Below are 26,522 nucleotides of genomic sequence, written 5' to 3'. Positions count from 1 at the left end.
GTATGGAACGCGCGGTAGTAAATTAAAATTTAATGGAGTCTTTAATGGCGAGCAGCAACCTGATTAAACAACTGCAAGAGCGGGGCCTCATTGCCCAGGTAACGGATGAAGAAGCGTTGGCAGAGCGACTGGCGCAAGGGCCACTAGCACTGTATTGCGGTTTCGATCCGACCGCTGACAGCTTGCACTTGGGCCATCTGGTTCCGTTGCTGTGCTTGAAACGTTTCCAGTTAGAAGGCCATAAGCCTGTTGCCTTGGTTGGCGGCGCGACAGGGCTTATCGGTGACCCAAGCTTTAAAGCTACAGAGCGTAAACTGAATACGCAGGATACCGTGCACGAGTGGGTAGATAAAATCCGCCATCAGGTTGCACCGTTCCTCGATTTCGACTGTGGTGAAAACAGCGCTATTGCGGCCAACAACTATGATTGGTTCGGCAATATGAACGTGCTGACCTTCCTACGTGATATCGGTAAACACTTCTCTGTTAATCAGATGATCAACAAAGAAGCGGTAAAACAGCGTTTGAACCGTGACGACGTGGGTATCTCGTTCACCGAGTTCTCCTACAACCTGCTGCAGGGTTATGACTTTGCTAGCCTGAACGAGCTGCACGGCGTTGAGTTGCAAATCGGTGGTTCTGACCAGTGGGGCAACATTACTTCAGGTATTGATTTAACCCGTCGTCTGCACCAGAAGCAGGTTTGGGGCTTGACCGTTCCGTTGATCACCAAAGCAGATGGCACCAAATTCGGCAAAACCGAAGGTGGCGCAGTGTGGCTGGATCCGAAGAAAACCAGCCCATACAAATTCTACCAATTCTGGATCAACACCGCCGATGCGGACGTGTATCGCTTCCTTAAGTTCTTCACCTTTATGGACCTGAAGGATATCGACGCGCTGGAAGAAGAAGACAAAAACAGCGGCAAAGCGCCGCGTGCACAATACGTGCTGGCTGAGCTGGTGACCCGCATGGTTCACGGCGAAGAAGGGTTAGCCGCTGCAAAACGTATTACCCAGAGCCTGTTCTCTGGCGCGCTGAGCGAAATGACCGAAGCTGACTTTGCTCAACTGGCGCAGGACGGTATGCCAATGGTTGAACTGGCACGTGATGCAGACTTGCAACAGGCGCTGGTGGATTCCGAGCTACAGCCGTCTCGTGGTCAGGCGCGTAAAACGATCGCGTCGAATGCAATTACCATCAATGGTGAAAAACAGTCTGATCCGGAATATACCTTCAGCGATGCTGACCGTCTGTTCGGACGCTTTACTTTATTGCGTCGCGGTAAAAAGAATTACTGCCTGATTTGCTGGAAATAAGCCACGGATGCAATAAAAGGGGGACTCAGGTCCCCCTTATTTTCCCCTTAATATGAATAAACCGCTGTCGAGAGCGACAGTGAAGTAGGTCGCATCCATGAAAAATATCCTATCTATTCAATCTCATGTGGTTTTTGGTCATGCAGGAAACAGCGCAGCTGAGTTTCCTATGCGTCGTATGGGCGTAAATGTCTGGCCACTGAACACCGTTCAGTTTTCAAATCATACCCAGTACGGTCACTGGACTGGCTGTGTGATGCCAGCCAATCATTTGACGGAAATTGTGCAGGGAATTGCAGACATCGATCAGCTTAAAAACTGCGATGCCGTATTGAGTGGGTATATTGGTTCGCCAGAACAGGGCGGACATATTTTGGATATTGTACGCAAAGTCAAAGCTGCCAACCCAAATGCTTGGTATTTCTGCGACCCAGTGATGGGGCATCCGGAAAAAGGGTGTATCGTTGCGCCGGGCGTAGCCGAGTTTTTTGCGCGCGATGCGGTTGCCTGTAGCGATATCATGGCGCCTAATCTGTTGGAGTTGGAACAGCTGACGGGACATACCATTAACAGCGTAGAAGAAGCGCTGGTTTCCGCTCGCAGCGTTATTGCTCGCGGACCGAAAGTGGTTCTGGTTAAACATTTGTCCTACGCCGGCTATCACAAAGATCGCTTTGAAATGATCTTGGTTACCGCCGATGAAGCATGGCACATCAGCCGTCCGTTGGTCGATTTTGGTGCCCGCCAGCCGGTTGGCGTGGGGGATTTAACCAGTGGTTTACTGTTGGTGAACATGCTGAAAGGTGAGCCGCTGAAGAAAGCCTTAGAACATGTGACCGCAGCTGTTTATGAAGTGATGCTGACCACCAAAGAAATGGGTGAATATGAGCTGCAGGTTGTGGCAGCTCAGGATCTGATCGCTCAGCCAGTGCATCAGTTTGCGGCTGTGGCGCTGTAAAACGGCTTAATATTGCATTGATAAAAAAATCCTCCTGCGGTCTACATGAGTGCAGGGGGATTTTTTATTTGCCTAAGATCAGAATGGTTTGGTCGGCAAATATTTCCCATCAAAGGTGATCACCGCGCGTGAACCACCGTCTGGATCTTCCACTTTCTTAATATCCAGCTTGAAGTTGATGGCGCTGATGATGCCATCGCCAAACTGTTCGTGCACCAGCGCTTTGAGCGTTGTGCCATATACCTGCAGCATTTCGTAGAAACGATAGATGGTTGGGTCGGTTGGGATACCCTGAGGAATCGAGCCGCGCAGTGGTATCGCCTGCAATAGCAGCGCCGCATCTTCTGGCAACTCGAGTTGTTTAACGATTTTTTGCGCGGCATGTTCCGGTAATGGATGCTGGCCTAACAATGCGGCGGTGACGAAGGCAATACTCATATCCGTGCCGTCGGCCAGATCCTGCCAAGTCAGGTTTTTCACCATTTTGGCCATAATAATGGTTTCAGTAAGAGCGATGCGGGCGTTTTGAGTCGTCAGTGTTTGAGTCATAATATTCTCCAAAATAGTCAATGAATTAGGCGGCGTTAGCTGCGCGGTGTGATGCCAAGGCGCAGGTGTAAGGATTTTCACTCAGTGAAACGAATTTTTTACTTTCCCCCTCAAGGGTCAGCATTTCTCCGCTTTCAATGTCATAGACCCAACCGTGCAGGTTGAGTCGTTCTTGCTCGATCGCGACCGCTACTGAAGGGTGCGTTTTTAGATTGGAAAGTTGAGCAACGACGTTAGCCTGCACCATGCCATTGAGGCTTTCGGCTTCGGACGCATAGAAACGGGTTGCATTAACCAGTTTGGCAGCATCCGCGTGTTTCAGCCATTGAGATACCATCGGCATATGGTCTAGGCAAACGCCTTGGTTAATCGCCGTCATGGCTCCGCAATCCGAGTGTCCACAAATTACGATATCGGTTACGCCTAAAGCGGCGACAGCGTACTCAACGCTGGCTGAAACGCCGCCGACTTCAGGGCCGTAGGACGGAACCAGATTACCCGCATTGCGAATAACGAAAAGATTGCCGGGCTCCTGCTGAGTTAAGAACTCTGGTACAACACGGCTGTCGGAACAGGTGATAAAGAGAACGCTTGGGCTCTGGTTATTCGCCAGATCTTTGAACAGCTTGGTGCGCTGCGGAAAGCATTCCTGTTGGAATTTTAAAAAGCCTTTAATGATGTTCTGCATGATATTTTCCTGCGTGCTAAAACGTGCAGCAAGAATGCGGTTATTTCTCTATAATGTCTAAGTGCCATTTTTTATACTTTGTATAAGTTTTTTGAATAGTAGGTGCTATGTTCCTTCGCAATCTTCGTGCTCTTCTTTCCGTGGTCAAACATCGAAATTTCACCCGCGCTTCAGAGGAAGTCTGCCTTTCTCAGCCCGCGCTATCACAAAAAATTAAGCAGTTAGAGGAGCAATTGGGCGTCGCTTTGCTCGATCGAACACACCGGATTGTGCGTCCAACCGACGTGGGAGAGGTGTACCTTGAACATGCGCGTCGTGCGTTGAATGAGCTAGAAATGGGCTATCGAGCGATCCATGATGTGCAGGATTTAAGCCGAGGAAGTTTACGGGTTGGCTTTACGCCGACTTTTAGTGCCTATTTGATCGGTCCGTTGTTTAAGCGCTTTTATCAGCTATATCCCAACATTAAGCTGCATCTGCGTGAACTTTCGCAGGAGCAATTAGAAAAAGACTTGCAGGAAAATGAGTTGGATCTTGGCTTGGCGTTTGTTTCTCATCACGTTGAATATATCGATTATCACCCGCTATTTTCTGAAGTGCTCGCCGTGGCTGTGGGGGATAACAGCCCGCTATACAGCAAAGAAAAGATGACGCTGGATGAGATTTCAGCGGTGCCAATGGCGCTGTTAAGTCAGGACTTCGCCACGCGTGCCTATATCGACCACTATTTTGACCAGCATCAGCTAAAACCTCATCTAGCCATTGAGGCCAATTCCATTAACACTATTCTGGATCTGGTTAAAAGCAGTGATTTGGTGTCAGTGCTTCCTCAGGCCATCATTGAGAAACAGCGTGAAATGCACGCTATCAGCTTAGTGCCTTCGTTACCCCAACGTACCGCTGCATTGCTGATTCATAAAACACATTATACAAGCGCGGCAAGCCAAGCTTTTAAGTCACTTATGTTTGAAGAGTTTATGCAGGATCATATTGATTCGAAATGAAAAAGGCCCACTAAGGGCCTTTTAGATAGAGCAGAAAGAGATTACTTGAGGCCTTCAGCCGTCAGTGCTGCGTCAACGGCAGGGCGAGCAGCAACGCGTGCCATATAGCTGACAATGTTTGGATAGGCTGGCAGATCGAAATGCAGAGCTTTAGCCCAGCCCAACACGGTGAACAGATAGGCATCAGCTACGCTAAAACGCGCGCCCAGCAGATAGCTCTGATTGCTCAGTACACCATTGAGATAGGTGAACTGCTGTTCCAGTTTCTGACGTGTGATGGCCTTATATTCATCAGGCGTTTTCGGGTTAAACAGCGGGCTAAAGCCCTTGTGCAACTCGGTCGCAATATAGTTCAGCCACTCAATGGCATGATAACGAGCCAGTGAGCCAGCCGGTGCGATCAAATTGCGGTCTGGCACCTTGTCTGCGAGATATTGCACAATGGCAACGCCCTCAGTTAACAAGCTTCCATCATCTAATTGTAGGGCAGGTACTTGACCTTTCGGGTTGATCTTCAGGAAGTCTTCACCGTGCTCGGTCTTCTTAGTGGCAAGATCGACGCGCTCAATCGTAAAGTCTAGCCCAGCCTCACGCAGAACAATGTGCGGAGAGAGAGAACAAGCTCCGGCTTTGTAAAACAGTTTCATCAAACACTCCTTAGACGATCCTGAGACATTGATATACCCGTCATACTATTTGGGGTATCGATATACCTAGCGAAGAACCATATTACGGCGACAATGAATAATTGTCAGTGACTGGTTTGAGTATTTTTGCAGGCGCTCGCAGATAAAAAAAAGCGCCCCAGAGGGCGCTTTTCACAATGATAACCGGAAGTGATTAAACGGTCGCAGCTTCGCGAGCGTTTTCTTCATCGCTGCTCTGAGTCATACGATTCAGTTTAGGCGCGGTCAACATCATCAGCACGGCAATAACCGCTGTTACGATACCAATTTGCATAAATACGTGGCTGTAGATAGCCAGTGATGCGTGAGCATCTGGTACGTCAGAAGGTACAGCGGTCAGCGCAGCCACTTTACCCGCAATCAGCGCAGCCGCTGCGGTAGTCAGGAACCATGAGCCCATGATGAAGCCCATCAGACGCTGTGGAACCAACTGTGCAACCATTGCCAGACCCAGACCAGAAATCATCAGCTCGCCGATACTCTGCAGAGCGTAGCTTAGGATCAGCCAGTTTACAGACATGATGCCTTGCTCGTTGGCGAAGGTTGCGCCCCATGGCAGCACTAAGAATGCACCGGAACACAGAACCATACCGATAGCGAACTTGTGTGGCATTGGCAGACGGTCGCCCATCTTGTTATAAACCGCAGCCAAAATTGGGCTAGCTACCATGATCCAGAATGGGTTCAGTGCCTGATACTGTTCTGGCTCAAACGCGATACCCAGAATAGAGTGCTCAACGTTGTGAATCGCAAAGAAGTTCAGAGACGTTGGCATCTGGCTGTACAGAACGAAGAAGACAACGGCTTCCAGCATCAGCAAGAAAGCAACGATCATCTTACGACGAGCAGGGCCGTGCAGAGCGAAAGTCTCTTTAGCGAATACCAGAACGATACCCAGAGAAATCAACGCCAGCGCCCAACGAGCAACGATCTGGTTGTGCAGAAGCCAGTAAGAAACACCGATCAGCACTACGATACCCACTAAGGTCATCAGCAGCTTATTAAATTTCAGAGGCTCAAAGTCAGGTTTAGAACCGTGGTTCTTAACCCAGCGACGGCACATCATGAAGTTAACCAGCGTGATCAGCATACCCACAACGCTCAGTGAGAATGCGATGTTCCAGCCATACTGTGCGGCCAACCATGGGGTTGCCAGCATAGAGAAGAAGGAACCGATGTTGATGGACATATAGTACATAGTAAATGCACCGTCCAAACGCGGATCGTTTTTCTCATAGCAGGTTGACAGCAGGGAAGATGGGTTGGCTTTGAACAAGCCGTTACCTACGGCAATAGTCGCCATACCTGCATAGACCCACGTGATATCGTGGCCTGAGAAGGCAACCAAGGCATAACCCACGGCGAGGACTAATGCGCCAAGCACGATAACGCGTTTAGCACCGAGAACTTTATCGCCTAACCAGCCACCGATAGCAACAAAGCCATATACCAGTGCGCTGAAGGAAGAGAACAGGGTGATCGAGTCGGCCTCGGTCATTCCAAGCATTTTGACCAGATAAACGGCCATGATGCCCTGAAGGCCGTAGTAACCAAAACGTTCCCATAGTTCGATGGAGAAAATCAGGTAGAAAGCTCTAGGCTGCTTAAAGGCGTTTAGGCTAACGCTCTCATCTGCCTTATTACTGTTGTTGTTTGCGGTTGACACAAATACCTCGAATTTTTTCATACCCTATCAGTGACAGGGAAACAAAGAGTGATGCGGGGAAGCATCCTTTTGCATTGTTATAAGTTGGAAGATCGGGGGTTAATGTTCACTATATGATGCAGTCTGACAATACCTATGAAATATTCTGTTACATAAACTTTATGCAGAACATCCGCGAGTTGTTACAAATGTTATGCAGAGTGAAGCATTGTGTTTTCGCTCTTTCCCGAATTAATGTTTTGATTAAATCCTAATCAGACCGTTTTTCGTTATATATTCTTCTATTGTAAAGATATGCAGTGTGATCGACTGCTTTCTATAAAAATGCCATTGCAATAATAATGCATAACCGTTTATGTGCATAATTATCCAAATAATTCACATTTTGTATGAAAATAGTTATTTTTCGTGACCTGATAAATGTGATCTATTTCAAAAAAATGACAACGAAAACCCTTGATCTCGGCGCTATGGCATCTTTTCACACATTTTATGAAAAAAGCGGACGGGATCACAGTTGCAGGAGGCGGCGCTAGGGCGAGATTTGGGGGCTAGTGAGGAAGCTGCATTCAATAATGCGCAAGAGAATACCTGCGCATTATGTATCGGTATGCTTAGGATTCGGGATAAACCTTCTCTTTGAACTCACACAGATCTTCGATGATGCATGAGCCACAGCGCGGTTTGCGCGCGATGCAGGTATAGCGGCCATGCAATATTAACCAGTGATGACAATCAAGCTTGAACTCTTTGGGTACCACTTTTAGTAGCTTAGCTTCGACTTCATCAACGTTTTTTCCTGGTGCAAAACCGGTGCGGTTGCATACGCGGAATATGTGGGTATCTACAGCGATCGTTGGCCAACCAAAGGCTGTATTGAGCACCACGTTAGCGGTTTTTCTGCCAACGCCCGGCAGAGCTTCCAGCGCGGCGCGATTTTCTGGCACTTCGCCATTGTGCTCATCAAGCAGGATCCGGCAGGTCTTAACAATATTCTCTGCCTTGCTGTTATATAAACCGATGGTTTTGATGTACTGCTTGATGCCATCAACGCCCAGTTTGAGCAGCGCCGCTGGGGTATTTGCCACCGGATATAGCAGCGCCGTTGCTTTATTTACGCTCACATCGGTAGCTTGCGCCGATAGCAGCACTGAAATCAGCAACTCAAAATTTGAGCTGTAGGCCAGTTCCGTGGTGGGGTGAGGATTATTCTCTTGTAGCCGCTTAAGGATCAGCGTGCGCTTTTCCTGATTCATAATGCTCGTTCGCTTTCATTATTGATAGTCGGAGCAACGGTTTGACGCGCTGCCTGACGGGCTTTCATTTTCTGATCAATAACATACTTCAGCGCCAACAAAAATCCTAGACCCAAGAATGCACCGGGTGGCAGCATTGCCAGTAGGAATGGCGTATCAGTGTGGAAGATTTCAATGCGCAACGATTTAGCCCAAGAACCTAACAATAAATCGGCACCGTCGAACAATGTACCGTTACCGCAGATTTCACGTAGCGAACCCAATACGAACAGCGCACAGGTTGCACCCAGTCCCATCGCTAAACCATCAATGGCAGAAAGACCGACCGGATTTTTAGCTGCATAAGCCTCGGCGCGACCAATCACGATACAGTTGGTCACGATAAGTGGGATGAAAATCCCCAACGACTGATACAGCCCAAACGCGTAGGCGTTGATCAACATCTGCACGGTGCTCACCACCGAGGCGATGATCATCACATAAATCGGAATACGGATCTCGTGCGGAACCCAGCGGCGCAGGGCAGAAACGGCGCTGTTGGTGAAAACCAGCACTAACGTGGTTGCCAAACCCAGCCCAAGAGCGTTGGTTGCGGTAGATGATACCGCCAACAAAGGACACAATCCGAGCAACTGAACCAGCGCAGAGTTATTTTTCCACAGGCCATTTGCCAGCAGCGTTTTGGCTTCACTCATCAGTTACTTTCTCCTGCGGTTATTTGGCAGCGCGGCATGGATTCAATACGTTCACGATTCTCTTGTAAGAAAACGGCCGTGTGGCGAACTTCATTGACCACCGCGCGTGGCGTAATGGTAGCTCCGGTAAACTGATCAAACACGCCGCCGTCTTTTTTCACAAACCAGCGTGGGTCATTATCCCCGTGAACGGTTTGATTGCGGAAGCTGTTAATCCAGTCAGAAATTCGGGCATCAATTTTATCCCCTAGACCGGGCGTTTCATGATGCTCTAAAACGCGTACGCCCAACACCTTACCGGAAAAATCAGCGGCAACCAGCAGTTGAATCGCACCGGAATAGCCATCGGGCGCGGTAGACTCCACCGCGGCGGCCACCGGTACGCCATCTTTCCGTGCCAGATATAAATGGTGCGGTGCAGCAGATCCAAGACGCTTATCCGTGACAACGTAACATTCATGCTGTAATTCGTTGTTATACATCTCGGTGGGTAGAACCTGGTCAAAGAGTTGTTTTTGCTGTAGTTCAGCCTGATGAGCGATGGTATCTTTGGTTAATTCATTCACCACCGCAGTTAAACCCGTGGCTAATACGGCAAACAACGCAAGCGTGGTGCCATGGCGGCGCATAGTAGAAAGCATAGCGATTCCTTAGCGATGTCCGTAAGCGCGTGGCTTGGTGTAGTGGTCAATCAACGGAACGGTAATATTCGCCAGCAGTACGGCAAAGGCTACACCGTCTGGATAGCCACCGTAGGTACGGATAATCCACACTAATGCGCCAATCAAACCACCGAAAATCAAACGCCCGCGCGGCGTTGTAGACGCCGTCACCGGATCGGTTGCGATAAAGAAAGCGCCCAGCATGGTTGCGCCGGAGAACAGTTCTAACATTGGCGGCACTGCGCTTTCGGGAGAGAAATAACCGCCGAGAGCCGAACATACCGCTAAGGCCGCAATAAAGCTCACGGGGATCTGCCAGTGAATCACGCCGCGCAGCAGTAACACGATGCCACCGAGCAAGAAACCGGCGTTAACCCACTGCCAGCCTAAACCAGCAAACTCGCCTTGATAAATTGGCTGGCGCAGAATCTCAGCCACGTCATGGCCAGAGCGAAGACTGGTTTTAAAGCTGTCTAACGGCGTGGCTTGACTGATGCCATCGGCGGTTTGAATCAGCTGATGGATAACTGTGCCGTCGGCGGTATGCCCGCTAAAAATAAGCAACAGCGTATCATTCACATTCAGCGGCGCGTTCATCAGGCTCTCTGGCGGCAGCCACGTGGTCATCTGCACGGGGAAAGAAATCAGCAGAACGACATAGCCAATCATCGCTGGGTTAAACGGGTTTTGCCCCAAACCACCGTAAAGCTGTTTGGCAATCACGATGGCAAACACCGTGCCTAATACCACCATCCACCAAGGCACCAGCGGAGGCAGACTGATCCCCAACAGCAACGCCGTCAGCAGAGCGGAATTATCGCCCAAGGTTTTAGCTACGTTTCGATGACGCAAGCGCAAAACCAGAGCTTCGGTCAGCAGCGCCGTCACAATGGCCAACGCGCATTGGATAAGATTGCCATAGCCAAAGAAATAGGCTTGAGCAGCGATGCCAGGAATACAGGCAAAAATCACCCACAGCATGATGCGCTGGGTTGATTGCTGATTATGAGTAAAGGGTGAGCTGGCGATTCTAAAAGCCATTTAATCCTCGTTAACCGCGGCTGACTTCTGCGCCGCCTGTTTCGCTTTTACACGGGCAATAGCAGCTGCAACAGCGGCCTTGCGTGGGTCTTGTGAGTTATCAGCGCCTTCATCAGAGGACGCTGAAACCGTATCATTTTCTTGCGCCTGAGCCGCTTTTTTGGCTTTAGCGCGTGCAATCGCAGCGGCCACCGCAGCTTTGCGCGGATCCGTATCGATGCTAGTTTCCATTTGATCCGCAGGAGATGTGGCATTCTCTAGCGACGTAGCTCTTTTCGCTTTGGCTCTTGCGATAGCGGCGGCAACCGCAGCTTTACGCGGATCTTCACCGGCTTCCTCAGCAGGAACGACGATATTTTCATTGGCCGTTGCGCCACCTTCAGCGGTATTTGCCTGAGCGGCTTTTTTGGCTTTAACGCGAGCGAGCGCGGCGGCAACAGCTGCCTTACGCGGATCGGCTTCGGCTTCAGGCTGGGAAACATTTTCCTGCTTACGTTCGCGAGCCAAGGCCTTGCGCGCCTCGCGAGCCGCGCGAATGCTGTTATCTTCCTGATCGTTGTTAAACGGGTGAATTGAGCTGATACCGTTCTGCTGCTCTTGACGCTGTTTAACGCGTGCCACCGCGGCCTGTACCGCAGTTTGGTCGCTTTCGGTCACTTTCACCGCGGCCTGTTTATGGCGCAATTCTCGAGCGGCTTTTTCACGTTCTAAACGCGCCTGACGGGCTTCGAAACGCTCTTTTGCCTGAGCGGCTCGCGCCGCTTCCTGATCGGCGGCTTTAATTTCCGCCTTCTCTTGGCGGTAGTATTGCACCAAAGGAATACTGCTTGGGCAAACGTAGGCGCAGGCGCCGCATTCAATGCAGTCGAACAGATGATGCTGGCGCGCTTTCTCATGCTCTTGACCACGGCTAAACCAATAAAGCTGCTGCGGCAAAAGACCGGCAGGACAGGCATCGGCGCATTGGCTGCAGCGAATACAGGCCTGCTCTTCGTTGGCTTCATCAAACTCATTTTTTGACGGCGCTAAAATGCAGTTGCTGATTTTAACAATCGGCACATTGAGATAGGCGAGGGTAAAGCCCATCAATGGACCGCCCATAATCACCATCGGTGAGCGGTTCTGAGCTTCAAACTCACCGGCCTGTAAAAGATGCTTAACCGGTGTGCCTAAGCGTGCCCACACGTTGCCCGGCTTTTTCATCAGTTCGCCGGTGAGCGTTACAACGCGTTCAATCAATGGCTCACCGTCGATAATGGCGCGTTTGATCGCATAAACCGTACCGACGTTTTGCATTAAAACGCCGATAGACGCGGAGTGTTTGCCAAAAGGCACTTCCATCCCTGTGAGGATTTTGGTGAGCTGTTTGGCACCGCCGGACGGGTATTTGGTCGGGATCACTCGTAGTTTGATATCGTCGTGGCCCTGTAGTGCGAGCTTCAGCGCCGCGATGGCTTCTGGCTTGTTATCTTCAATGCCAATCAGGGTGCGCTGAGGTGACAAAATATGGCGCAGAATTTCACAGCCGGCGATGATTTCAGCGGCATGTTCACGCATCAGACGATCGTCGGCGGTGATATAAGGTTCGCACTCAGCGGCATTGATAATCAGCGTTTCAACTTTGCTATAGCCGCCTTCCAATTTGTTACCGGTCGGGAAGCCCGCACCGCCTAAGCCCGCAATACCCGCCTGATGGATAAGCTCAGTGAGGGCTAACGGTGACTCTGCGCGGTAATCCGCGACCGGATGCAACTCTCCCCAGCGATCTTGATTATCGGGAATCAGGGTAATACAGGTTTCGCGCAGACCCGAAGGATGCGCGGTTATCTGAGGCGAAATGGCGCTAATCACCCCGGACGTAGAGGCGTGAACCGGCAGCATACGGCCCGTACCGCGCGTGAGCGGCTGACCTTTCATGACGTGCTGACCGACTTTCACTAACAGTTCACCTTCCGAGCCGATATGCTGCTGAACGGGAATAATCAACATTGGCGGCAGCGAAAAGTGGCGCAGCGGAACATGGCTGGACGGATGCTTCATTTCAGGCGGATGAATACCGCCTTTGAAGTCCCACAACTTGTCTTTTTTCAGCGCTGCAAACAGATTAAACATGGTGTTCCACTTCGCGTTCATTTACGGAAATTGTTCTGACCGGAATGGTGTTTAGGTCCCATTTCCAGTTTGCCGTGGTGGTCGGTACCGGCACTAACGTGATGCAGTCGGTTGGGCAAGGCGCGACGCACAGATTACAACCGGTGCACAGATCGCTCACTACCGTATGCATGGCGCGTGTTGCGCCAACGATGGCATCAACGGGGCAGGCTTGAATGCATTTGGTACAGCCGATGCAGTTCTCTTCATCAATCAGTGCCACCTGACGCACCGGCTCAGACTGGGCGGCTTCGCCGTCTAAAGGCTGAGGGTCTACCGCGAGCAGTTCGGCGATCTTCAACATCACCTGCTCGCCGCCTGGGGCGCAACGATTAATTTTTTCGCCACCGCTTGAAACAGCTTCGGCGTACGGGCGACAGCCAGGGTGCCCGCATTGACCACATTGGCTTTGCGGCAGGATAGCGTCGATCTGTTCAACGATAGGGTCAGCATCAACTTTAAAACGGCGCGCGGCAAAGCCGAGCACGATACCGGAAACCAGCGCGATAGCGCCGACGGCACAAATAGCAATCCACAACGACGACATTAGAATTTCACCAACCCGGTAAAGCCCATAAACGCAAGGGACATCAGTCCGGCGGTAATCAGTGCAATAGATGAGCCACGAAACGGCGCGGGTACGTCAGCCACGGCTAAACGTTCACGGATCGCGGCAAACAGAACCATCACCAGCGAGAAGCCGGCAGCGGCGCTAAAGCCATAAACAGCAGACTGCATAAAGTTATGCGACTGGTTGACGTTAAGCAGCGCCACGCCAAGCACGGCGCAGTTAGTTGTAATCAGCGGCAGGAAGATACCGAGCAGTCGATACAGCGCAGGGCTTGTTTTACGTACCACCAGCTCGGTGAACTGCACCACAACGGCAATCACCAAGATAAAGGTTAAGGTACGCAAATATCCTAGCGCCAGCGGCACCAGAATGAATTCATTAACCGCCCACGCGCAAACAGAGGCGAGGGTGAGTACAAAGGTGGTTGCCAGCCCCATACCAATGGCCGTTTCCAGCTTTTTAGACACGCCCATAAATGGACATAAGCCGAGAAACTTAACTAAAACAAAGTTATTGACCAGAACGGTACCGACCAGTAACAGCAAATAATCGGTCATCAACTAAACCTAGCAAGAAAAACAGTAGACGAAGAAAAACCGCCGTATTATCGGGATTTAGCCGCCGGACGACAACAGATCAAGTACAAGGTTATTCGATTTATTGCGAATTAACTCGAATGAGGGAGTACTGAACGCCGATAAAACAGCCTAATTACGGCTCAATAAACGTATCGCGTACGCGGCTTGAGCGCTTGATATAAGGAACAAAAATAGCGGCAGCCAATAGCGGCATCACCATATTACGTACCGCCGAGGCGTCGGTAACGGGAGAAAACGCAAAGGATTTCAACGCTAAAAGCACCATCACCAGCAGCCATAAAATGAAAAATTTAGGGAAGCGGCGTGAGCGTTTGCCAAAAAGATACAGATTAAACAGCGTGAAGGCCCAGACGATCACGGTGATAGCAAACGACAGCATCCACTGGCTGGAAAACGTGGGGCTATGCGAAAGCAACTGACTGCGACTGGCCGGCTGTATGATCGTCATCAAAAAGATAATCAGCATCAGACTGGACGACAGCAAAGAGACAATCATGTAAGCCAGCGGCGCAACCAGCCAGCCACCAATCCGTTTTGTTTTCATATTGCTACCTTCATTTGACATAGCCTGTTTTCAACATAGCTCGTCACGTTAAATCCCAAATTCAGCGTTACGCATCATACAGGCTAATTGAAGCGCTATCATCGATATCGTGCTGCCGAGCCGTCAACGGGTCACGGCATGCACGAAATGACGATAATTTCTTCAATGTTACAGCGTAACTTAATTATTTCATCAACTCAGTCCGACGATATTTCCCGCGCTATCGATATCAATATGACGGTAGGCGGGTAAGGTGCTAAGCCCCGGCATGGTCATAATGTTTCCGGCATAAACACGAATAAAACCGGCGCCAGCTGATACTTTCAGATCGGTGACAGGCAGAATGAAATCACGCGGCACATTTTTTAGGGCCGGATCGGCACTGATTGAGAGCGGTGTTTTTGCCATGCACAGTGGCAGGTGACCAAATCCAGCCAGCTCAAGCTGCTGCAATGTGGCCTGTGCCGCTGGGGTTAATTCAGCTCGTAATGCGCCGTAGCCATTTTTTGCCAGCGTCTGCAATTTATCCGCCAGAGACATGTCATCAGGATAAAGTAATGACACTTCGCCGCCGGTACGGCAGGCCGCAGTAACACATTCGGCTAGCTGGGCCGTGCCTTTGCCGCCCGCAGAGAATGCATCGCTGATTTCAACCCCGAAAGCACCATGTTCCATCGCGAATTGGCGAATGAAATCCAGCTCTTCCGCGCTGTCTTCTGGGAAGTGATTGATAGCCACGACGACCGGCAACCCATAACGGGACGCGTTGCCGATATGCCAGGCTAAATTGCTCGCGCCTTCGACCAGCAAAGGTAGGTTGGCATGCTTAACTTCTTCCGGCAAAGACTGTCCCGGTTTCATATTAAACTTGCCGCTGTTGGCTTTTAAACTGCGCAGCGTAGCAACCAATACAACGCAAGAGGGTTTGATACCCGACTGGCGAGATTTGATATTAAAGAACTTCTCCATGCCCATATCGGAACCAAAGCCGGCTTCGGTCACCACATAATCTGCCAGCTGTAGGGCAAGACGATCGGCTAGAACCGAAGAGTTACCGTGGGCAATATTCGCAAATGGCCCTGCGTGGATCAGCACCGGCGTGTTTTCACTGGTTTGCATTAATGTTGGATGAATGGCTTCTTTCATTAATACAGTCATTGCGCCAGCCACTTCCAGATCCTCGGTGGTAATGGCGTGACCCTGTAACGTATAGGCCAAAATAATGCGCCCAATGCGCTGACGCATATCGGCCAAACTTTCTGAAAGCGCCAAGATAGCCATCAGCTCCGACGCGGCGGTGATATCAAACCCGTCATGACGCGGAACGCCATTGTTACCGCCGCCCACGCCGATATCTATGCTGCGAAGCGCACGATCGTTATGGTCAATCACGCGTTTCCACACAACGTGTTCAGGGTCGATATCCAGACGTTTTAATCCGGTATGTTCAGTAAACTTTTCGCCCAAGCGCTGTTCATGGAACAGACGGGCATCCAGCGCGGCGGCAGCCAGATTATGTGCCGCAGTGATAGCATGAATATCGCCGGTGAGATGCAGATTGAGCTGCTCCATGGGCAGGACCTGGGCTACGCCGCCGCCGGCTGCACCACCTTTCACCCCGAACACGGGGCCAAGGCTCGGTTGACGAATACACGCCAGTGCTTTTTTGCCAATAAAGTTCAGCCCTTGGCTTAAGCCGATAGTGGTGACGGTTTTACCTTCACCTAATGGCGTTGGCGTAATACTGGAAACCAGCACTAACTGGCCAGTACCTTGCTCGGGTCTAATTGCCTTGATGTCTATTTTGGCCGCGTAGTGGCCATAGGGGATCAAATGTGTCGATGGGATCCCCAGTCGTTCAGCGATCTGGGCGATAGGTTTTAACTGAGGAGCATGCATCTGTTCGGGGAGGGACGTCATGGGGTCGTGATCCTTGCAAAAACAGGTAAAGGCAAACTGGTTAATGGCGACGATTATAGGCTATCGGGCAGTACACTCAATGAAGAATACCGCCCGACACGCATTTTTCGCGCGTAATATTTCACACTACGCAAACGTTTACTCTGCGAGAAATCAATGTTGTGGCAGTAGATATTTGCCCAGTGTCACCAGAAGAACTGCGACGATAATGACACACAGCGCAAGCCATTCGGTTGACGACAGCGTTTCACCGCCCAAACCAGTACCTAACAACACGGCGACTACCGGGTTAACGTAGGCATAGCTGGTGGCAACGGCGGGGCGAACGTTACGAATCAAAAACATATACGCGCTAATCGCGATCAGAGAGCCGAAAACCGCCAGATAACTTACCGCCAAAATACCCTGTATGCTTGGCATTTGCGTCATACGTTCACCGGCTATGGCGCTGGCGATAAGTAAGACTATCCCAGCGGTGAGCATTTCAATCGCTCCAGCCATCAGGCCTGCCGGTAACTCAACGCGAGAACCCCACACTGAGCCGAACGCCCACGTCATTGAACCCGCTAAAATAAGCAGCGCCATCCACGGATTGCCGCTTAAATGCCCGCCGCTGTTGAGCAAAATAATGCCACACAGGCCAATTGCAATCCCCAGCCACTCTAACCAACGCGTGGGCATTCCGTACATTCGACTAAAGCACAGGGTGAAAAGGGGAACGGTGGCCACCATGACCGCCGCAATCCTGGAGGGAACATCTTGATGCTCAGCCACGGTCACAGCGCCGTTGCCGGCTGCCAGCAGCAAAATACCGATGATGGCGGCGTTTAATAGAGGACGACCGCTTGGCATTTTGTGGCCGCGTAGACGGAGAAACGTAAGCATTACTAGGCCAGCACAGAGAAACCGCACGCCGGCCATCATTAATGGTGGCCAACTTTCCACGCCAAGACGAATGACAAAGTAAGTAGAACCCCAAATAATATACAGGGCAAATAATGAGCCAATGAGTGGGAGAAAGGTGGCAGCACGAGAGCGCATAGTAAGCATTATCCTTGGCAAAAATAAGCAGCCAGTAAACGCTAAAATGGGCTGAGTAAGTACTCTTTTCTCATGCTTTTTGCTTATTAATGAAATGAATTTAAAGGGAATTGGCTATAAGGCCACGACAATAAAGTTTATTGTCGAAAGATAACAAAAAATACGTTCACTTTAGCACCAAACGTTAAAGTGAAACCGCATTCAAACGAATAGCCAACGGCAATATAATGCGGTTAATAATTTTTATTGAACGTAGCGCCAGATCTCTTTAGGTACACAGCCCACATCATATAAGCGGCCGCCGCTGGCTAATTCTGCGCGGCGATGATCGGCAGCACGATACATATTAATAATTTCCTCATCCTCAATGAGAGAGTAATTAAGATGGTCAAAGAGTTTTTCTAAGCTTTCCAGTGTGCTAACTCTGCGGAACTTTAGCAGATAATCATTTACGTTCATTTTATATGTTCATCAACAGGAAGGATAACAGAAGAGTTTCCAGTATATGTAGTGAAAACCATCTGTCTAGTACAATATTAGTGATACGTGTTACATAATTAAAAAAAGGTTATAATTTAACAAGTAACACGCTGATCGCCTGTCTAATATATCGACGGCGGGCAGGTTCAAGATAATTTTCGGCTAATTAAATAGTGTGAAATACTTTCAAACAAAATGAAGTACTCAATTTCGCGTGGCGTGTTTTTATATTCACGATTGCTGTTTGCACGTGGTTTCGTTGTGCGAGACCATAAAAAATGGCAATCACAGTTATAACCACTGTGCTGCCATTTTATATTGCGTGATGGGTTATTTACGGTTCAACATGTAATACATTTCATTCCAGCGGATCTCATTTTTAAAGGCGGGAAGCGTGGTGGAATTATCAATGAGTAAGAACTCGATATTGTGCATTTCTGCATATAAGCGCAAATACTCAACGTCTAGCGCTTGGGTAAATACCGTATGATGCGCGCCTCCGGCCAAAATCCATGCTTCAGCCGCGGTGGCTAACGACGGCTGGGCTTTCCAGATGGCGCGTGCAACAGGCAGTTTTGGTAAATCACGTGGCTGTTCAACGGTATCTACGCAGTTAACCAAGAGGCGGAAACGATCGCCCAAATCAATCAGGCTGGCATTCAGCGCTGCGCCCGCAGGGGTTGAAAACAGCAGGCGAGCAGGGTCGGCTTTACCGCCAATGCCGAGATGCTGAACATCCAGCAGCGGCTTTTCTTCTTTGGCTATTGACGGACAGACTTCCAGCATGTGCGATCCCACCACCAGATCGTTTCCCGGCTGGAAATTGTAGGTGTAATCCTCCATGAAAGACGTACCGCCTGGTAGGCCCGCCGCCATCACTTTCATGATGCGCAACAGGGCGGCGGTTTTCCAATCGCCCTCGGCACCAAAGCCATAGCCTTTTTGCATCAATCGTTGGCAGGCTAAGCCAGGCAGTTGTTTTAGCCCATAGAGGTTTTCAAATGTGGTGGTAAAGGCATGAAAACCGCCTTGCTGAAGGAAGCGTTCTATACCTAATTCAAGGCGTGCGGCATCCAGCAGATTTTCGCGTTTTGCACCGCCGTTTTTCACGGCGTCGGTCAGGATATAGCTGGCTTCATACTCTTCCACCAGCGCGCTGATGTCGCCATGGCTAACTTCGTTGACCACCTGTTCCAAATCACCCAGCGCATAGCCATTCACGCTATAGCCAAATTGAATTTGAGCGCTGACTTTATTTCCTTCCGTCACCGCCACCTCACGCATATTATCGCCAAAACGTGCCACTTTCAGATGCTGACTTTCGTGTTTTGCAGCACAAGTGCGCATCCAACGTGCGATGCCTTCCTGTGCCTGTCGATCTTCCCAATGCCCGGCAACAACGCTGTGCTGCTGACGCATACGCGCGCCGATAAAGCCGAACTCTCGGCCCCCGTGTGCGGTTTGATTGAGATTCATAAAGTCCATATCCATGCTATCCCACGGAATTTGGGCATTAAACTGGGTATGGAATTGCAGCAGTGGTTTCTCTAGGCGGCGGAGGCCGTTGATCCACATTTTCGCTGGCGAAAATGTATGTAGCCAAACCAGCAGGCCAAGACAATTATCTTGATAGTTTGCATCGCGGCATAGCGCCGTGATTTCATCCGGCGTCGTCGCCAACGGTTTTTGCACCAGTTTGACCGGCAACCCGCTCTGATTCAGATGGGCGACCACTTTTTCAGCCTGCTCTTTGACCTGCTGTAATGTACGTTGGCCGTATAAATGCTGGCTGCCGATGACGAACCAGACTTCGCTTTGTTGGAACTGTTGCATGATGACTCCGTAAATTCTGAATGAGATTAAAGTTTGACGGCGGCGTAGCAGGGCTCAGCGCTCTGACACCACTGCTGATAACGTTCGTAAAGCTGCTGGAAACGCGCCACTCGCTCTGGATTTGGTTGTAACGTACGTTCAACTTGGCTGGCCATGTTCTGCTGGGCGGTGGCGATGTCGGGGTAGGTGCCTGCGGCAACGGCGGCAAAAATCGCGGCTCCCAATGCGCAGCACTGATCGGAGGCAACAATTTGCACCGGGCGATTCATCACATCGCAGCATACCTGCATGATCACCGGTGATTTACGCGCGATCCCTCCGAGCGTCAGGACGTTTTCCACCGGCACGCCCTGATGTTCAAAGCACTCCATGATGGCGCGTGCGCCAAAAGCCGTTGCGGCAATAAACCCGCCGAATAGGGCTGGTGCATCGGTTCCTAAATTAAGATCGGCGATCACGCCTTTCAGACGCTGATTAGCAAAAGGCGTGCGGCGGCCGTTGAACCAGTCCAAAACCACAGGAAGGTGATTAAGATGGGGGGCTTTGGCCCACTCTTCGGTGAGAGCCGGTAATAAGTTTTTGATGGTGCTTTCTAACAGTGGGGCCAGCTCGGGGTGCTGTTTGGCGATTTGATGCAGCGGCCACGTTAATAAACGGCTGAACCAAGCGTACATATCGCCAAACGCCGACTGGCCGGCCTCTAACCCGACATAGCCTGGGATCACGCTGCCATCGACCTGCCCGCAAATTCCGGCAATGGTGCGATCGCCGATTAACTGTTGATCGGCAATCAAAATGTCGCAGGTTGATGTACCAATCACTTTCACCAGCGTATACGGCTGCGCACCCGCGCCAACGGCACCCATATGGCAGTCAAATGCGCCGCCGGAAAGGACTACATCGGTTGAGAGGCCTAAGCGCTGTGCCCATTCATCGCTTAATTTCCCCACCGGAAGATCTGCGGTGTAGGTTTCACTAAACAGAGGCTGTTGAAGTTTTTCGCCAAGACAGGGATCGAGCGCTTCAAGAAATTCGCGTGGAGCAACGCCTCCCCATGAGGGATGCCAAAGGGCTTTGTGTCCGGTGCTGCAACGTCCACGTTTTAACTGATGCGGCTGCTGTTTACCGCACAACAGCGCAGGTACCCAGTCACATAACTCAATCCAAGATGCTGCTGATTGACATACCGCGCGATCTTGACGGCTGATATGTAGGATTTTCGCCCAAAACCACTCCGACGAGTACACGCCGCCGATATAACGCGTGTAGTCAGGGAACGTGCCGCTGCGGCATAGCTGGTTGATCTCCTCGGCTTCTTCGATAGCGGTATGATCTTTCCACAATACAAACATCGCGTTGGGGTTATTGGCAAACTCCGGCAGTAACGCGAGCACATCGCCGTCATCATTAATCGGTGCTGGCGTCGAGCCGGTAGAATCGACGCCAATCCCGACCACCGCAGCGTGTTGTTCCGCACTCATCCTTGCTACCACGGCTTTTATCGCCTGTTCGAGCGATTCAATGTAGTCGAGCGGATGGTGGCGAAATTGGTTGGCGGGCGCATCGCAAAATAGTCCTTCTTTCCAGCGTGGATAGTAGACGACCTCGGTATCTAACTCTTGCCCGGTCACACAATCTACGGCGAGCGAACGCACTGAGTCACTACCAAAATCCAGCCCGATTGCAATGGGGTTCACGCGCATTCCCTATCTCCTGTTATATAGATTTCACTGCTAACTAACATAGGAAATAGAGCCCCTTTAGTGTGAGGAGGGCTTAGCTGCAAGTATGTATTTTTCAGCTATGGCATGCATTTGTGTGAGCAGTATCAAAAGTTTTGATTGTTATTGAATTGCTAAATATATGCACATAATGGCTGTATTTTTCTGGTGTGATTTTGCTCTCTATTTGTTCTTTAATTAGCCGCTACAACTTAGCCCGTCTTATATAACGACCTTACATTGCAGTGTGATACCCCATCATTTGGCATCTACTGCGCTAAACCCCCTAAATTCGTACACCTAGCTTTGCGTTGTTAAACAGCATGGTCTGTATGACAAATCTGCTACATAAGAATGACGAAATTGGAGAGTTAGAAATATGCATAAATTCACTAAGGCTTTGGCTGCCATTGGACTGGCTGCCGTTATGTCACAATCGGCTATAGCCGAGAACATGAAACTCGGTTTTTTGGTTAAGCAACCGGAAGAACCTTGGTTCCAAACTGAATGGGCATTTGCCGATAAAGCTGGAAAAGATTTGGGATTCGACGTGATTAAAATTGCCGTTCCTGACGGCGAGAAAACGTTAAATGCCATTGATAGCCTTGCCGCAAGCGGCGCCAAAGGTTTTGTTATTTGTACGCCGGACCCAAAACTTGGCCCTGCGATTATCGCCAAGGCGCGTAGCTACGATTTAAAAGTCATCGCGGTCGACGATCAGTTTGTCAATGCCAAAGGTAAACCGATGGAAAATGTGCCATTGGTGATGATGGCGGCCAGTGAAATTGGCGCGCGCCAAGGGCAAGAGCTGTGGAAAGAGATGAACAAGCGCGGCTGGAAAGTGGACGAAACTGGGGTGATGGCGATTACCGCGGATGAACTGGATACCGCGCGCCGCCGTACCACTGGCTCAATGGATGCCTTAAAAGCAGCCGGTTTCCCAGAAAAGCAAATCTACAAAGTACCGACCAAGTCGAATGATATTCCCGGCGCGTTTGACGCGGCTAACTCCATGTTAGTGCAGTATCCGAAAGTTAAAAACTGGCTGATCGTGGGCATGAATGACAACACCGTGCTTGGCGGCGTGCGCGCAACGGAAGGCCAAGGGTTTAAAGCCGATAACGTGATTGGTATTGGTATCAACGGCGTGGATGCGGTTAGCGAACTTTCAAAAGCTAACCCAACGGGCTTCTACGGTTCTCTATTACCAAGCCCCGATATCCACGGCTACAAAAGCATCCAGATGCTGAATGATTGGGTGACGAAAGACGTTGAGCCCGCCAAGTTCACGGCGGTGACAGATGTGGTGCTGATTACGCGTGACAATTTTAAAGAAGAGTTGAAAAAGAAAGGGTTATAGCCGCCTTCGTTTAAATGAGAAACGGATCTCGCATTGAGTGGCGAGATCCTATCAATTCACGACTTTAGCCGCAGGCTGGTAAGGAGAGAGTTTATGACCTCCAACGTACCCTATTTGGAATTCCGCCATATCGGGAAAACATTTCCCGGGGTGAAGGCGCTGGATGACATCAGTTTTCGCTGCCAAGCGGGTCAAATCCATGCCCTGATGGGCGAAAACGGCGCGGGCAAATCGACGTTGCTGAAAATTCTCAGCGGCAGCTATACGCCGACGCAGGGTGAAATTTTGCTTAAAGGTGAGCCGGTTCAATTCAATAAAACGACCGATGCGCTGGATGCTGGTGTGGCCATTATTTATCAAGAGCTGCATTTGGTGCCTGAGATGACGGTGGCTGAAAACATTTATCTGGGCCAGTTACCGGCCAAAAAAGGCTTTGTGAATAATTCTCTGCTCAATTATGAGAGTCGATTACAGCTTGAACACTTAGGTTTGGATATTGATCCACAAACGCCGCTGAAATATCTCTCCATCGGCCAGTGGCAGATGGTTGAAATCGCTAAGGCGCTGGCACGAAATGCCAAGGTGATTGCTTTTGATGAGCCGACCAGTTCGCTGTCATCGCGGGAAATCGAGCAGCTGTTTCGAGTGATCCGCGAACTTCGCGCGGAAGGGCGCGTCATTATCTATGTGTCGCATCGTATGGAAGAGATCTTCGCATTGAGCGATGCCATTACGGTGTTTAAAGACGGCAAGTACGTAAAAACGTTTGACGATATGCAGCAGGTCAATCACGAGACCTTAGTTCAGGCCATGGTGGGGCGCGACTTGGGTGATGTCTATGGCTATCAGCCGCGTGAACATGGGCCGGTTCGTCTGGCGGTTGAACAGGTATTGGCTCCGGGCGTGAAGCAGCCTGTTTCGTTACAGGTGAAACAAGGCGAAATTGTTGGGCTCTTTGGTTTAGTGGGTGCCGGTCGCAGCGAACTGATGAAAGCGCTGTTTGGTGGCACCAAAATTACACAGGGAAAAGTGCTGTTGGACGGGCGTGATATGCAGGTGCGCAGCCCGATAGACTCTATTCGTCAGGGTATGATGCTATGTCCGGAGGATCGCAAAGCAGACGGCATTATTCCCGTTCACTCGGTGCGAGAGAATATTAACATCAGCGCACGCCGCAATACGTTAACCGCCGGTTGCCTGATAAATCATCAGTGGGAAGTCAAGAATGCGGATCGGCGTATCAGTGCGCTAAACATCAAAACCCCAAGCCCAGAACAACTGATTATGAATCTCTCCGGTGGCAACCAGCAGAAAGCCATTTTGGGACGTTGGCTGTCTGAAGATATGAAGGTCATTTTACTTGATGAGCCAACGCGCGGCATTGATGTCGGTGCTAAACACGAAATCTATCATGTGATCTACCAACTGGCTGAGCAGGGTATTGCCGTGCTGTTTGCTTCGAGTGATTTGCCTGAAGTGCTCGGCCTTGCTGACCGCATTGTTGTTATGCGTGAGGGCGCGGTTTCTGGCGAGTTACTGCGTGAAAACGCCAGCGAGGCCAAAGCGTTGGCCCTCGCCATGCCCGGTATCTCCACTTCCTCTCATGCGGCCTGAAAAAGTCTAGGAGCAGAATTATGTCGAGTGTCACGTCTACGCCGGCGACGGTTAAAGCAGGAAAAAAGGGGCTTAACCTCAGCCGCATTTGGGATAGTTACGGCATGCTAGTGGTGTTTGCCGCGCTGTTTATCGCCTGTTTGATTTTTGTGCCTAATTTTGGCTCGTTTATCAATATGAAGGGGCTTGGGCTAGCCATCTCAATGTCGGGCATGGTGGCCTGCGGGATGCTGTTTTGCTTAGCATCAGGTGACTTTGACCTGTCAGTTGCTTCGGTTATTGCCTGTGCGGGAGTTACTGCTGCTGTTGTCATTAACATGACTGAAAGCCTGTGGATCGGCATCTTTGCTGGTTTATTGCTGGGCGCCGTGTGTGGCTTGGTTAACGGTTTTGTGATTGCTCGTTTAAAGATCAACGCGCTGATTACCACGTTAGCCACGATGCAGATTGTACGCGGTTTGGCCTACATTATTTCTGATGGCAAAGCGGTCGGTATCGAAGACGAACGTTTTTTTGCATTGGGCTATGCCAACTGGCTAGGGCTGCCGGCACCGATTTGGATCACCGTTATCTGCTTTATTTTGTTTGGTTTCTTGCTAAATAAAACCACTTTTGGGCGAAATACCTTAGCGATTGGCGGTAACGAAGAAGCCGCGCGTTTGGCTGGGGTTCCGGTGGTACGCACCAAAATTATTATCTTTGTGTTGTCGGGGTTGGTATCGGCGGCGGCAGGGATCATTTTAGCGTCACGTATGACCAGCGGCCAGCCAATGACCTCAATAGGCTACGAGCTGATCGTGATCTCGGCCTGCGTGCTGGGTGGCGTATCGCTTAAAGGCGGAATTGGCAAGATATCTTATGTTATCGCGGGTGTGCTGATTCTAGGAACGGTGGAAAATGCGATGAATTTGCTGAATATTTCACCATTCTCTCAGTACGTGGTGCGGGGGGTTATCTTGTTGGCAGCGGTCATTTTTGACCGCTACAAACAGCTCGCCAAGAAAACGCTCGCCTAATCCCGTGAGGGAACAAAATTATGGCTAAAACGTGAGCTGAAATAGGATGAGTCCTGATTGTTAAGTATAAATTATAGATAATTATTTATCTGCTTCACATTTTTACAGCAATTATGAGCAGCGTTTTCGCTGCTCTGTAAACTGGTTAGGTGGTTTACTAATGGATGGGAGGGACGATGTATCAACGTTTAATGCAGGACCCACAACCAAATCCTTTATTACCGGGATACAGTTTTAACGCTTATTTGGTCGCAGGATTAACGCCGATTATTGCCGAGGGCCCATTAGACTTCTTTATTGATCGCCCTGAGGGCATGAAAGGCTATATCCTCAATTTGACGATCAAAGGTGAAGGCCGCATTTTTAGCGGCAAAGAGGGAGAAGAAACTTTATACAGCAAACCGGGAGAGTTGCTGTTATTTCCACCGAAAGCCAGCCACTTTTATGGGCGCTCATCGGAAAGCGATTGTTGGTATCACCGGTGGGTCTATTTTCGTCCTCGCGCCTACTGGGCTGATTGGTTAGAGTGGCATAGTCAGGTTAATGGCGTGGGGCACATGGTATTGCCTGAAAATACGCTACTGGAGTTTGATCGCCTATTTGCCAATATTGAACAAACACACAAATCCGGGCGCCGCTTTGCGGAAGAGCTGGCAATGAACCTGCTTGAGCGTTTGCTGCTGCGCGCGATGGAAGAAGACCCACAGGCACCACAGCGTATTATGGATGCACGCATTATTGAAGCCTGCCAGTTTATTACCGGTAATTTGGCCGATGAGCTGCGTATCGAAGATGTGGCGAAACACGTTTGCTTATCACCGTCGCGCCTCGCTCATCTTTTCCGTGAACAGGTGGGGGTGAATATTCTGCGTTGGCGTGAAGATCAGCGGGTTATTCGCGCTAAACTGCTGCTGCAAACGACTCAAGAACCTATTGCGACAATTGGCCGCGTGGTGGGCTACGACGATCAGCTCTATTTTTCACGCGTTTTCCGCAAGCGTGTTGGCGTTAGCCCGAGCGATTACCGTCGTCGTAATCATGAAGTCAATGATTCCTCATCGATGAGCGCAGGAGAGCGCCGCCAGAGCGAAAGACAGAGTACGTTGCTGAGAGTGTAGATTGGTGACAGTGTCACCTTTTTATCAAGG

Annotated in this window: 24 protein-coding genes; 7 read left to right on the top strand and 17 right to left on the bottom strand. The window is 50.2% G+C overall.

What is annotated here, in order from left to right; translation table 11 throughout:
- The first annotated feature begins 44 nt into the window (after positions 1-44).
- A complete protein-coding gene (gene tyrS, locus AB3Y96_RS11930; RefSeq protein ID WP_025801054.1) occupies positions 45-1,319 on the top strand; it encodes a tyrosine--tRNA ligase in 1,275 nt (424 codons plus the stop codon).
- A gap of 97 nt (positions 1,320-1,416) precedes the next feature.
- Entirely contained in the window at positions 1,417-2,277 is an 861-nt protein-coding gene (gene pdxY / locus AB3Y96_RS11925) for a pyridoxal kinase PdxY (protein ID WP_367299287.1), read from the top strand.
- Between the two features lie 78 nt (positions 2,278-2,355).
- On the opposite strand, the gene cynS is transcribed toward pdxY, so the two are convergent.
- Together cynS and AB3Y96_RS11915 are read right to left on the bottom strand one after the other, a co-directional pair.
- On the bottom strand, positions 2,356-2,826 hold the full coding sequence (gene cynS / locus AB3Y96_RS11920) for a cyanase (RefSeq protein ID WP_072309511.1): 471 nt from the start codon (positions 2,824-2,826) through the stop codon (positions 2,356-2,358).
- Between the two features lie 25 nt (positions 2,827-2,851).
- On the bottom strand, positions 2,852-3,514 hold the full coding sequence (locus AB3Y96_RS11915; protein ID WP_072309510.1) for a carbonic anhydrase: 663 nt from the start codon (positions 3,512-3,514) through the stop codon (positions 2,852-2,854).
- A gap of 107 nt (positions 3,515-3,621) precedes the next feature.
- On the opposite strand from AB3Y96_RS11915, the gene cynR reads away from it, so the two are divergent.
- The gene (gene cynR, locus AB3Y96_RS11910) at positions 3,622-4,518 is read left to right on the top strand and encodes a transcriptional regulator CynR (protein ID WP_072309509.1); all 897 of its coding nucleotides are present in this window, start codon (positions 3,622-3,624) and stop codon (positions 4,516-4,518) included.
- Positions 4,519-4,559: 41 nt separating this feature from the next.
- Here the strand turns inward: cynR and gstA are convergent, their stop codons facing one another.
- The 15 genes from gstA to AB3Y96_RS11835 form a co-directional block, all read right to left on the bottom strand.
- Entirely contained in the window at positions 4,560-5,165 is a 606-nt protein-coding gene (gene gstA / locus AB3Y96_RS11905) for a glutathione transferase GstA (protein WP_072309508.1), read from the bottom strand.
- Between the two features lie 193 nt (positions 5,166-5,358).
- Positions 5,359-6,870 (bottom strand): dipeptide/tripeptide permease DtpA, encoded by a 1,512-nt coding sequence (dtpA, locus tag AB3Y96_RS11900; protein ID WP_072309619.1) that lies wholly within the window; start codon positions 6,868-6,870, stop codon positions 5,359-5,361.
- A 614-nt stretch (positions 6,871-7,484) separates the two neighbouring features.
- Positions 7,485-8,126 carry an endonuclease III gene (gene nth, locus AB3Y96_RS11895; RefSeq protein ID WP_072309507.1) on the bottom strand — a complete coding sequence of 214 codons (642 nt, stop codon included), beginning with the start codon at positions 8,124-8,126 and terminating at the stop codon, positions 7,485-7,487.
- The gene (locus tag AB3Y96_RS11890; RefSeq protein ID WP_072309506.1) at positions 8,123-8,821 is read right to left on the bottom strand and encodes an electron transport complex subunit E; all 699 of its coding nucleotides are present in this window, start codon (positions 8,819-8,821) and stop codon (positions 8,123-8,125) included. The genes nth and AB3Y96_RS11890 overlap by 4 nt, the downstream gene beginning before the upstream one ends.
- A complete protein-coding gene (gene rsxG / locus AB3Y96_RS11885; RefSeq protein ID WP_072309505.1) occupies positions 8,821-9,462 on the bottom strand; it encodes an electron transport complex subunit RsxG in 642 nt (213 codons plus the stop codon). Before rsxG ends, AB3Y96_RS11890 begins: the two co-directional genes overlap by 1 nt.
- Before the next feature lie 9 nt (positions 9,463-9,471).
- The gene (gene rsxD / locus AB3Y96_RS11880; RefSeq protein ID WP_367299286.1) at positions 9,472-10,524 is read right to left on the bottom strand and encodes an electron transport complex subunit RsxD; all 1,053 of its coding nucleotides are present in this window, start codon (positions 10,522-10,524) and stop codon (positions 9,472-9,474) included.
- Positions 10,525-12,636, bottom strand: a complete 2,112-nt coding sequence (rsxC, locus tag AB3Y96_RS11875; RefSeq protein WP_367299285.1) for an electron transport complex subunit RsxC — start codon at positions 12,634-12,636, stop codon at positions 10,525-10,527.
- Positions 12,629-13,222, bottom strand: coding sequence for an electron transport complex subunit RsxB (gene rsxB, locus AB3Y96_RS11870; RefSeq protein WP_072309502.1), 594 nt, complete (start codon positions 13,220-13,222; stop codon positions 12,629-12,631). The genes rsxC and rsxB overlap by 8 nt, the downstream gene beginning before the upstream one ends.
- Positions 13,222-13,803: an electron transport complex subunit RsxA gene (rsxA, locus tag AB3Y96_RS11865; protein ID WP_025801041.1), complete on the bottom strand. Its 582-nt coding sequence runs from the start codon at positions 13,801-13,803 to the stop codon at positions 13,222-13,224. Before rsxA ends, rsxB begins: the two co-directional genes overlap by 1 nt.
- A gap of 154 nt (positions 13,804-13,957) precedes the next feature.
- Entirely contained in the window at positions 13,958-14,389 is a 432-nt protein-coding gene (locus AB3Y96_RS11860) for a DUF2569 domain-containing protein (protein WP_072309618.1), read from the bottom strand.
- A 192-nt stretch (positions 14,390-14,581) separates the two neighbouring features.
- Positions 14,582-16,309, bottom strand: coding sequence for a formate--tetrahydrofolate ligase (locus tag AB3Y96_RS11855; RefSeq protein ID WP_367299284.1), 1,728 nt, complete (start codon positions 16,307-16,309; stop codon positions 14,582-14,584).
- A gap of 153 nt (positions 16,310-16,462) precedes the next feature.
- The gene (gene yedA / locus AB3Y96_RS11850) at positions 16,463-17,350 is read right to left on the bottom strand and encodes a drug/metabolite exporter YedA (RefSeq protein WP_367299283.1); all 888 of its coding nucleotides are present in this window, start codon (positions 17,348-17,350) and stop codon (positions 16,463-16,465) included.
- A gap of 243 nt (positions 17,351-17,593) precedes the next feature.
- The gene (gene ydgT / locus AB3Y96_RS11845) at positions 17,594-17,809 is read right to left on the bottom strand and encodes a transcription modulator YdgT (protein WP_072309499.1); all 216 of its coding nucleotides are present in this window, start codon (positions 17,807-17,809) and stop codon (positions 17,594-17,596) included.
- 351 nt (positions 17,810-18,160) lie between these two features.
- Entirely contained in the window at positions 18,161-19,663 is a 1,503-nt protein-coding gene (araA, locus tag AB3Y96_RS11840) for an L-arabinose isomerase (RefSeq protein ID WP_072309498.1), read from the bottom strand.
- A 26-nt stretch (positions 19,664-19,689) separates the two neighbouring features.
- Positions 19,690-21,366, bottom strand: a complete 1,677-nt coding sequence (locus AB3Y96_RS11835) for a ribulokinase (protein WP_367299282.1) — start codon at positions 21,364-21,366, stop codon at positions 19,690-19,692.
- Positions 21,367-21,763: 397 nt separating this feature from the next.
- Here AB3Y96_RS11835 and AB3Y96_RS11830 point away from each other — a divergent pair, with 397 nt between their 5' ends.
- The 4 genes from AB3Y96_RS11830 to araC all read left to right on the top strand — a co-directional run bounded on the left by AB3Y96_RS11830 (position 21,764) and on the right by araC (position 26,492).
- Positions 21,764-22,744, top strand: coding sequence for an arabinose ABC transporter substrate-binding protein (locus tag AB3Y96_RS11830; RefSeq protein WP_367299281.1), 981 nt, complete (start codon positions 21,764-21,766; stop codon positions 22,742-22,744).
- A gap of 93 nt (positions 22,745-22,837) precedes the next feature.
- Positions 22,838-24,358, top strand: a complete 1,521-nt coding sequence (gene araG, locus AB3Y96_RS11825; protein WP_072309496.1) for an L-arabinose ABC transporter ATP-binding protein AraG — start codon at positions 22,838-22,840, stop codon at positions 24,356-24,358.
- 20 nt (positions 24,359-24,378) lie between these two features.
- On the top strand, positions 24,379-25,374 hold the full coding sequence (gene araH, locus AB3Y96_RS11820) for an L-arabinose ABC transporter permease AraH (RefSeq protein ID WP_367299280.1): 996 nt from the start codon (positions 24,379-24,381) through the stop codon (positions 25,372-25,374).
- Between the two features lie 176 nt (positions 25,375-25,550).
- Complete coding sequence (gene araC / locus AB3Y96_RS11815; protein WP_072309494.1) at positions 25,551-26,492, top strand: arabinose operon transcriptional regulator AraC; 942 nt, start codon at positions 25,551-25,553, stop codon at positions 26,490-26,492.
- The last annotated feature ends 30 nt before the right edge of the window (positions 26,493-26,522 follow it).

Origin of the sequence: Hafnia alvei (genome assembly GCF_964063325.1) — a bacterium.
Taxonomy (GTDB): domain Bacteria; phylum Pseudomonadota; class Gammaproteobacteria; order Enterobacterales; family Enterobacteriaceae; genus Hafnia; species Hafnia alvei_B.
The sequence above is the reverse complement of the archived record's forward strand: the minus strand, read 5'-3'. Positions and strand labels throughout refer to the sequence as shown.

What these genes read in the sequence shown, in the direction of transcription:
- tyrS (WP_025801054.1), top strand. Translation starts at nt 45, where the DNA reads ATGGCGAGCAGCAACCTGATTAAACAACTGCAAGAGCGGGGCCTCATT.
- pdxY (WP_367299287.1), top strand. Translation starts at nt 1,417, where the DNA reads ATGAAAAATATCCTATCTATTCAATCTCATGTGGTTTTTGGTCATGCA.
- cynS (WP_072309511.1), bottom strand. Translation starts at nt 2,826, where the DNA reads ATGACTCAAACACTGACGACTCAAAACGCCCGCATCGCTCTTACTGAA.
- AB3Y96_RS11915 (WP_072309510.1), bottom strand. Translation starts at nt 3,514, where the DNA reads ATGCAGAACATCATTAAAGGCTTTTTAAAATTCCAACAGGAATGCTTT.
- cynR (WP_072309509.1), top strand. Translation starts at nt 3,622, where the DNA reads ATGTTCCTTCGCAATCTTCGTGCTCTTCTTTCCGTGGTCAAACATCGA.
- gstA (WP_072309508.1), bottom strand. Translation starts at nt 5,165, where the DNA reads ATGAAACTGTTTTACAAAGCCGGAGCTTGTTCTCTCTCTCCGCACATT.
- nth (WP_072309507.1), bottom strand. Translation starts at nt 8,126, where the DNA reads ATGAATCAGGAAAAGCGCACGCTGATCCTTAAGCGGCTACAAGAGAAT.
- AB3Y96_RS11890 (WP_072309506.1), bottom strand. Translation starts at nt 8,821, where the DNA reads ATGAGTGAAGCCAAAACGCTGCTGGCAAATGGCCTGTGGAAAAATAAC.
- rsxG (WP_072309505.1), bottom strand. Translation starts at nt 9,462, where the DNA reads ATGCTTTCTACTATGCGCCGCCATGGCACCACGCTTGCGTTGTTTGCC.
- rsxD (WP_367299286.1), bottom strand. Translation starts at nt 10,524, where the DNA reads ATGGCTTTTAGAATCGCCAGCTCACCCTTTACTCATAATCAGCAATCA.
- rsxC (WP_367299285.1), bottom strand. Translation starts at nt 12,636, where the DNA reads ATGTTTAATCTGTTTGCAGCGCTGAAAAAAGACAAGTTGTGGGACTTC.
- rsxB (WP_072309502.1), bottom strand. Translation starts at nt 13,222, where the DNA reads ATGTCGTCGTTGTGGATTGCTATTTGTGCCGTCGGCGCTATCGCGCTG.
- rsxA (WP_025801041.1), bottom strand. Translation starts at nt 13,803, where the DNA reads ATGACCGATTATTTGCTGTTACTGGTCGGTACCGTTCTGGTCAATAAC.
- AB3Y96_RS11860 (WP_072309618.1), bottom strand. Translation starts at nt 14,389, where the DNA reads ATGAAAACAAAACGGATTGGTGGCTGGCTGGTTGCGCCGCTGGCTTAC.
- AB3Y96_RS11855 (WP_367299284.1), bottom strand. Translation starts at nt 16,309, where the DNA reads ATGACGTCCCTCCCCGAACAGATGCATGCTCCTCAGTTAAAACCTATC.
- yedA (WP_367299283.1), bottom strand. Translation starts at nt 17,350, where the DNA reads ATGCGCTCTCGTGCTGCCACCTTTCTCCCACTCATTGGCTCATTATTT.
- ydgT (WP_072309499.1), bottom strand. Translation starts at nt 17,809, where the DNA reads ATGAACGTAAATGATTATCTGCTAAAGTTCCGCAGAGTTAGCACACTG.
- araA (WP_072309498.1), bottom strand. Translation starts at nt 19,663, where the DNA reads ATGCAACAGTTCCAACAAAGCGAAGTCTGGTTCGTCATCGGCAGCCAG.
- AB3Y96_RS11835 (WP_367299282.1), bottom strand. Translation starts at nt 21,366, where the DNA reads ATGCGCGTGAACCCCATTGCAATCGGGCTGGATTTTGGTAGTGACTCA.
- AB3Y96_RS11830 (WP_367299281.1), top strand. Translation starts at nt 21,764, where the DNA reads ATGCATAAATTCACTAAGGCTTTGGCTGCCATTGGACTGGCTGCCGTT.
- araG (WP_072309496.1), top strand. Translation starts at nt 22,838, where the DNA reads ATGACCTCCAACGTACCCTATTTGGAATTCCGCCATATCGGGAAAACA.
- araH (WP_367299280.1), top strand. Translation starts at nt 24,379, where the DNA reads ATGTCGAGTGTCACGTCTACGCCGGCGACGGTTAAAGCAGGAAAAAAG.
- araC (WP_072309494.1), top strand. Translation starts at nt 25,551, where the DNA reads ATGTATCAACGTTTAATGCAGGACCCACAACCAAATCCTTTATTACCG.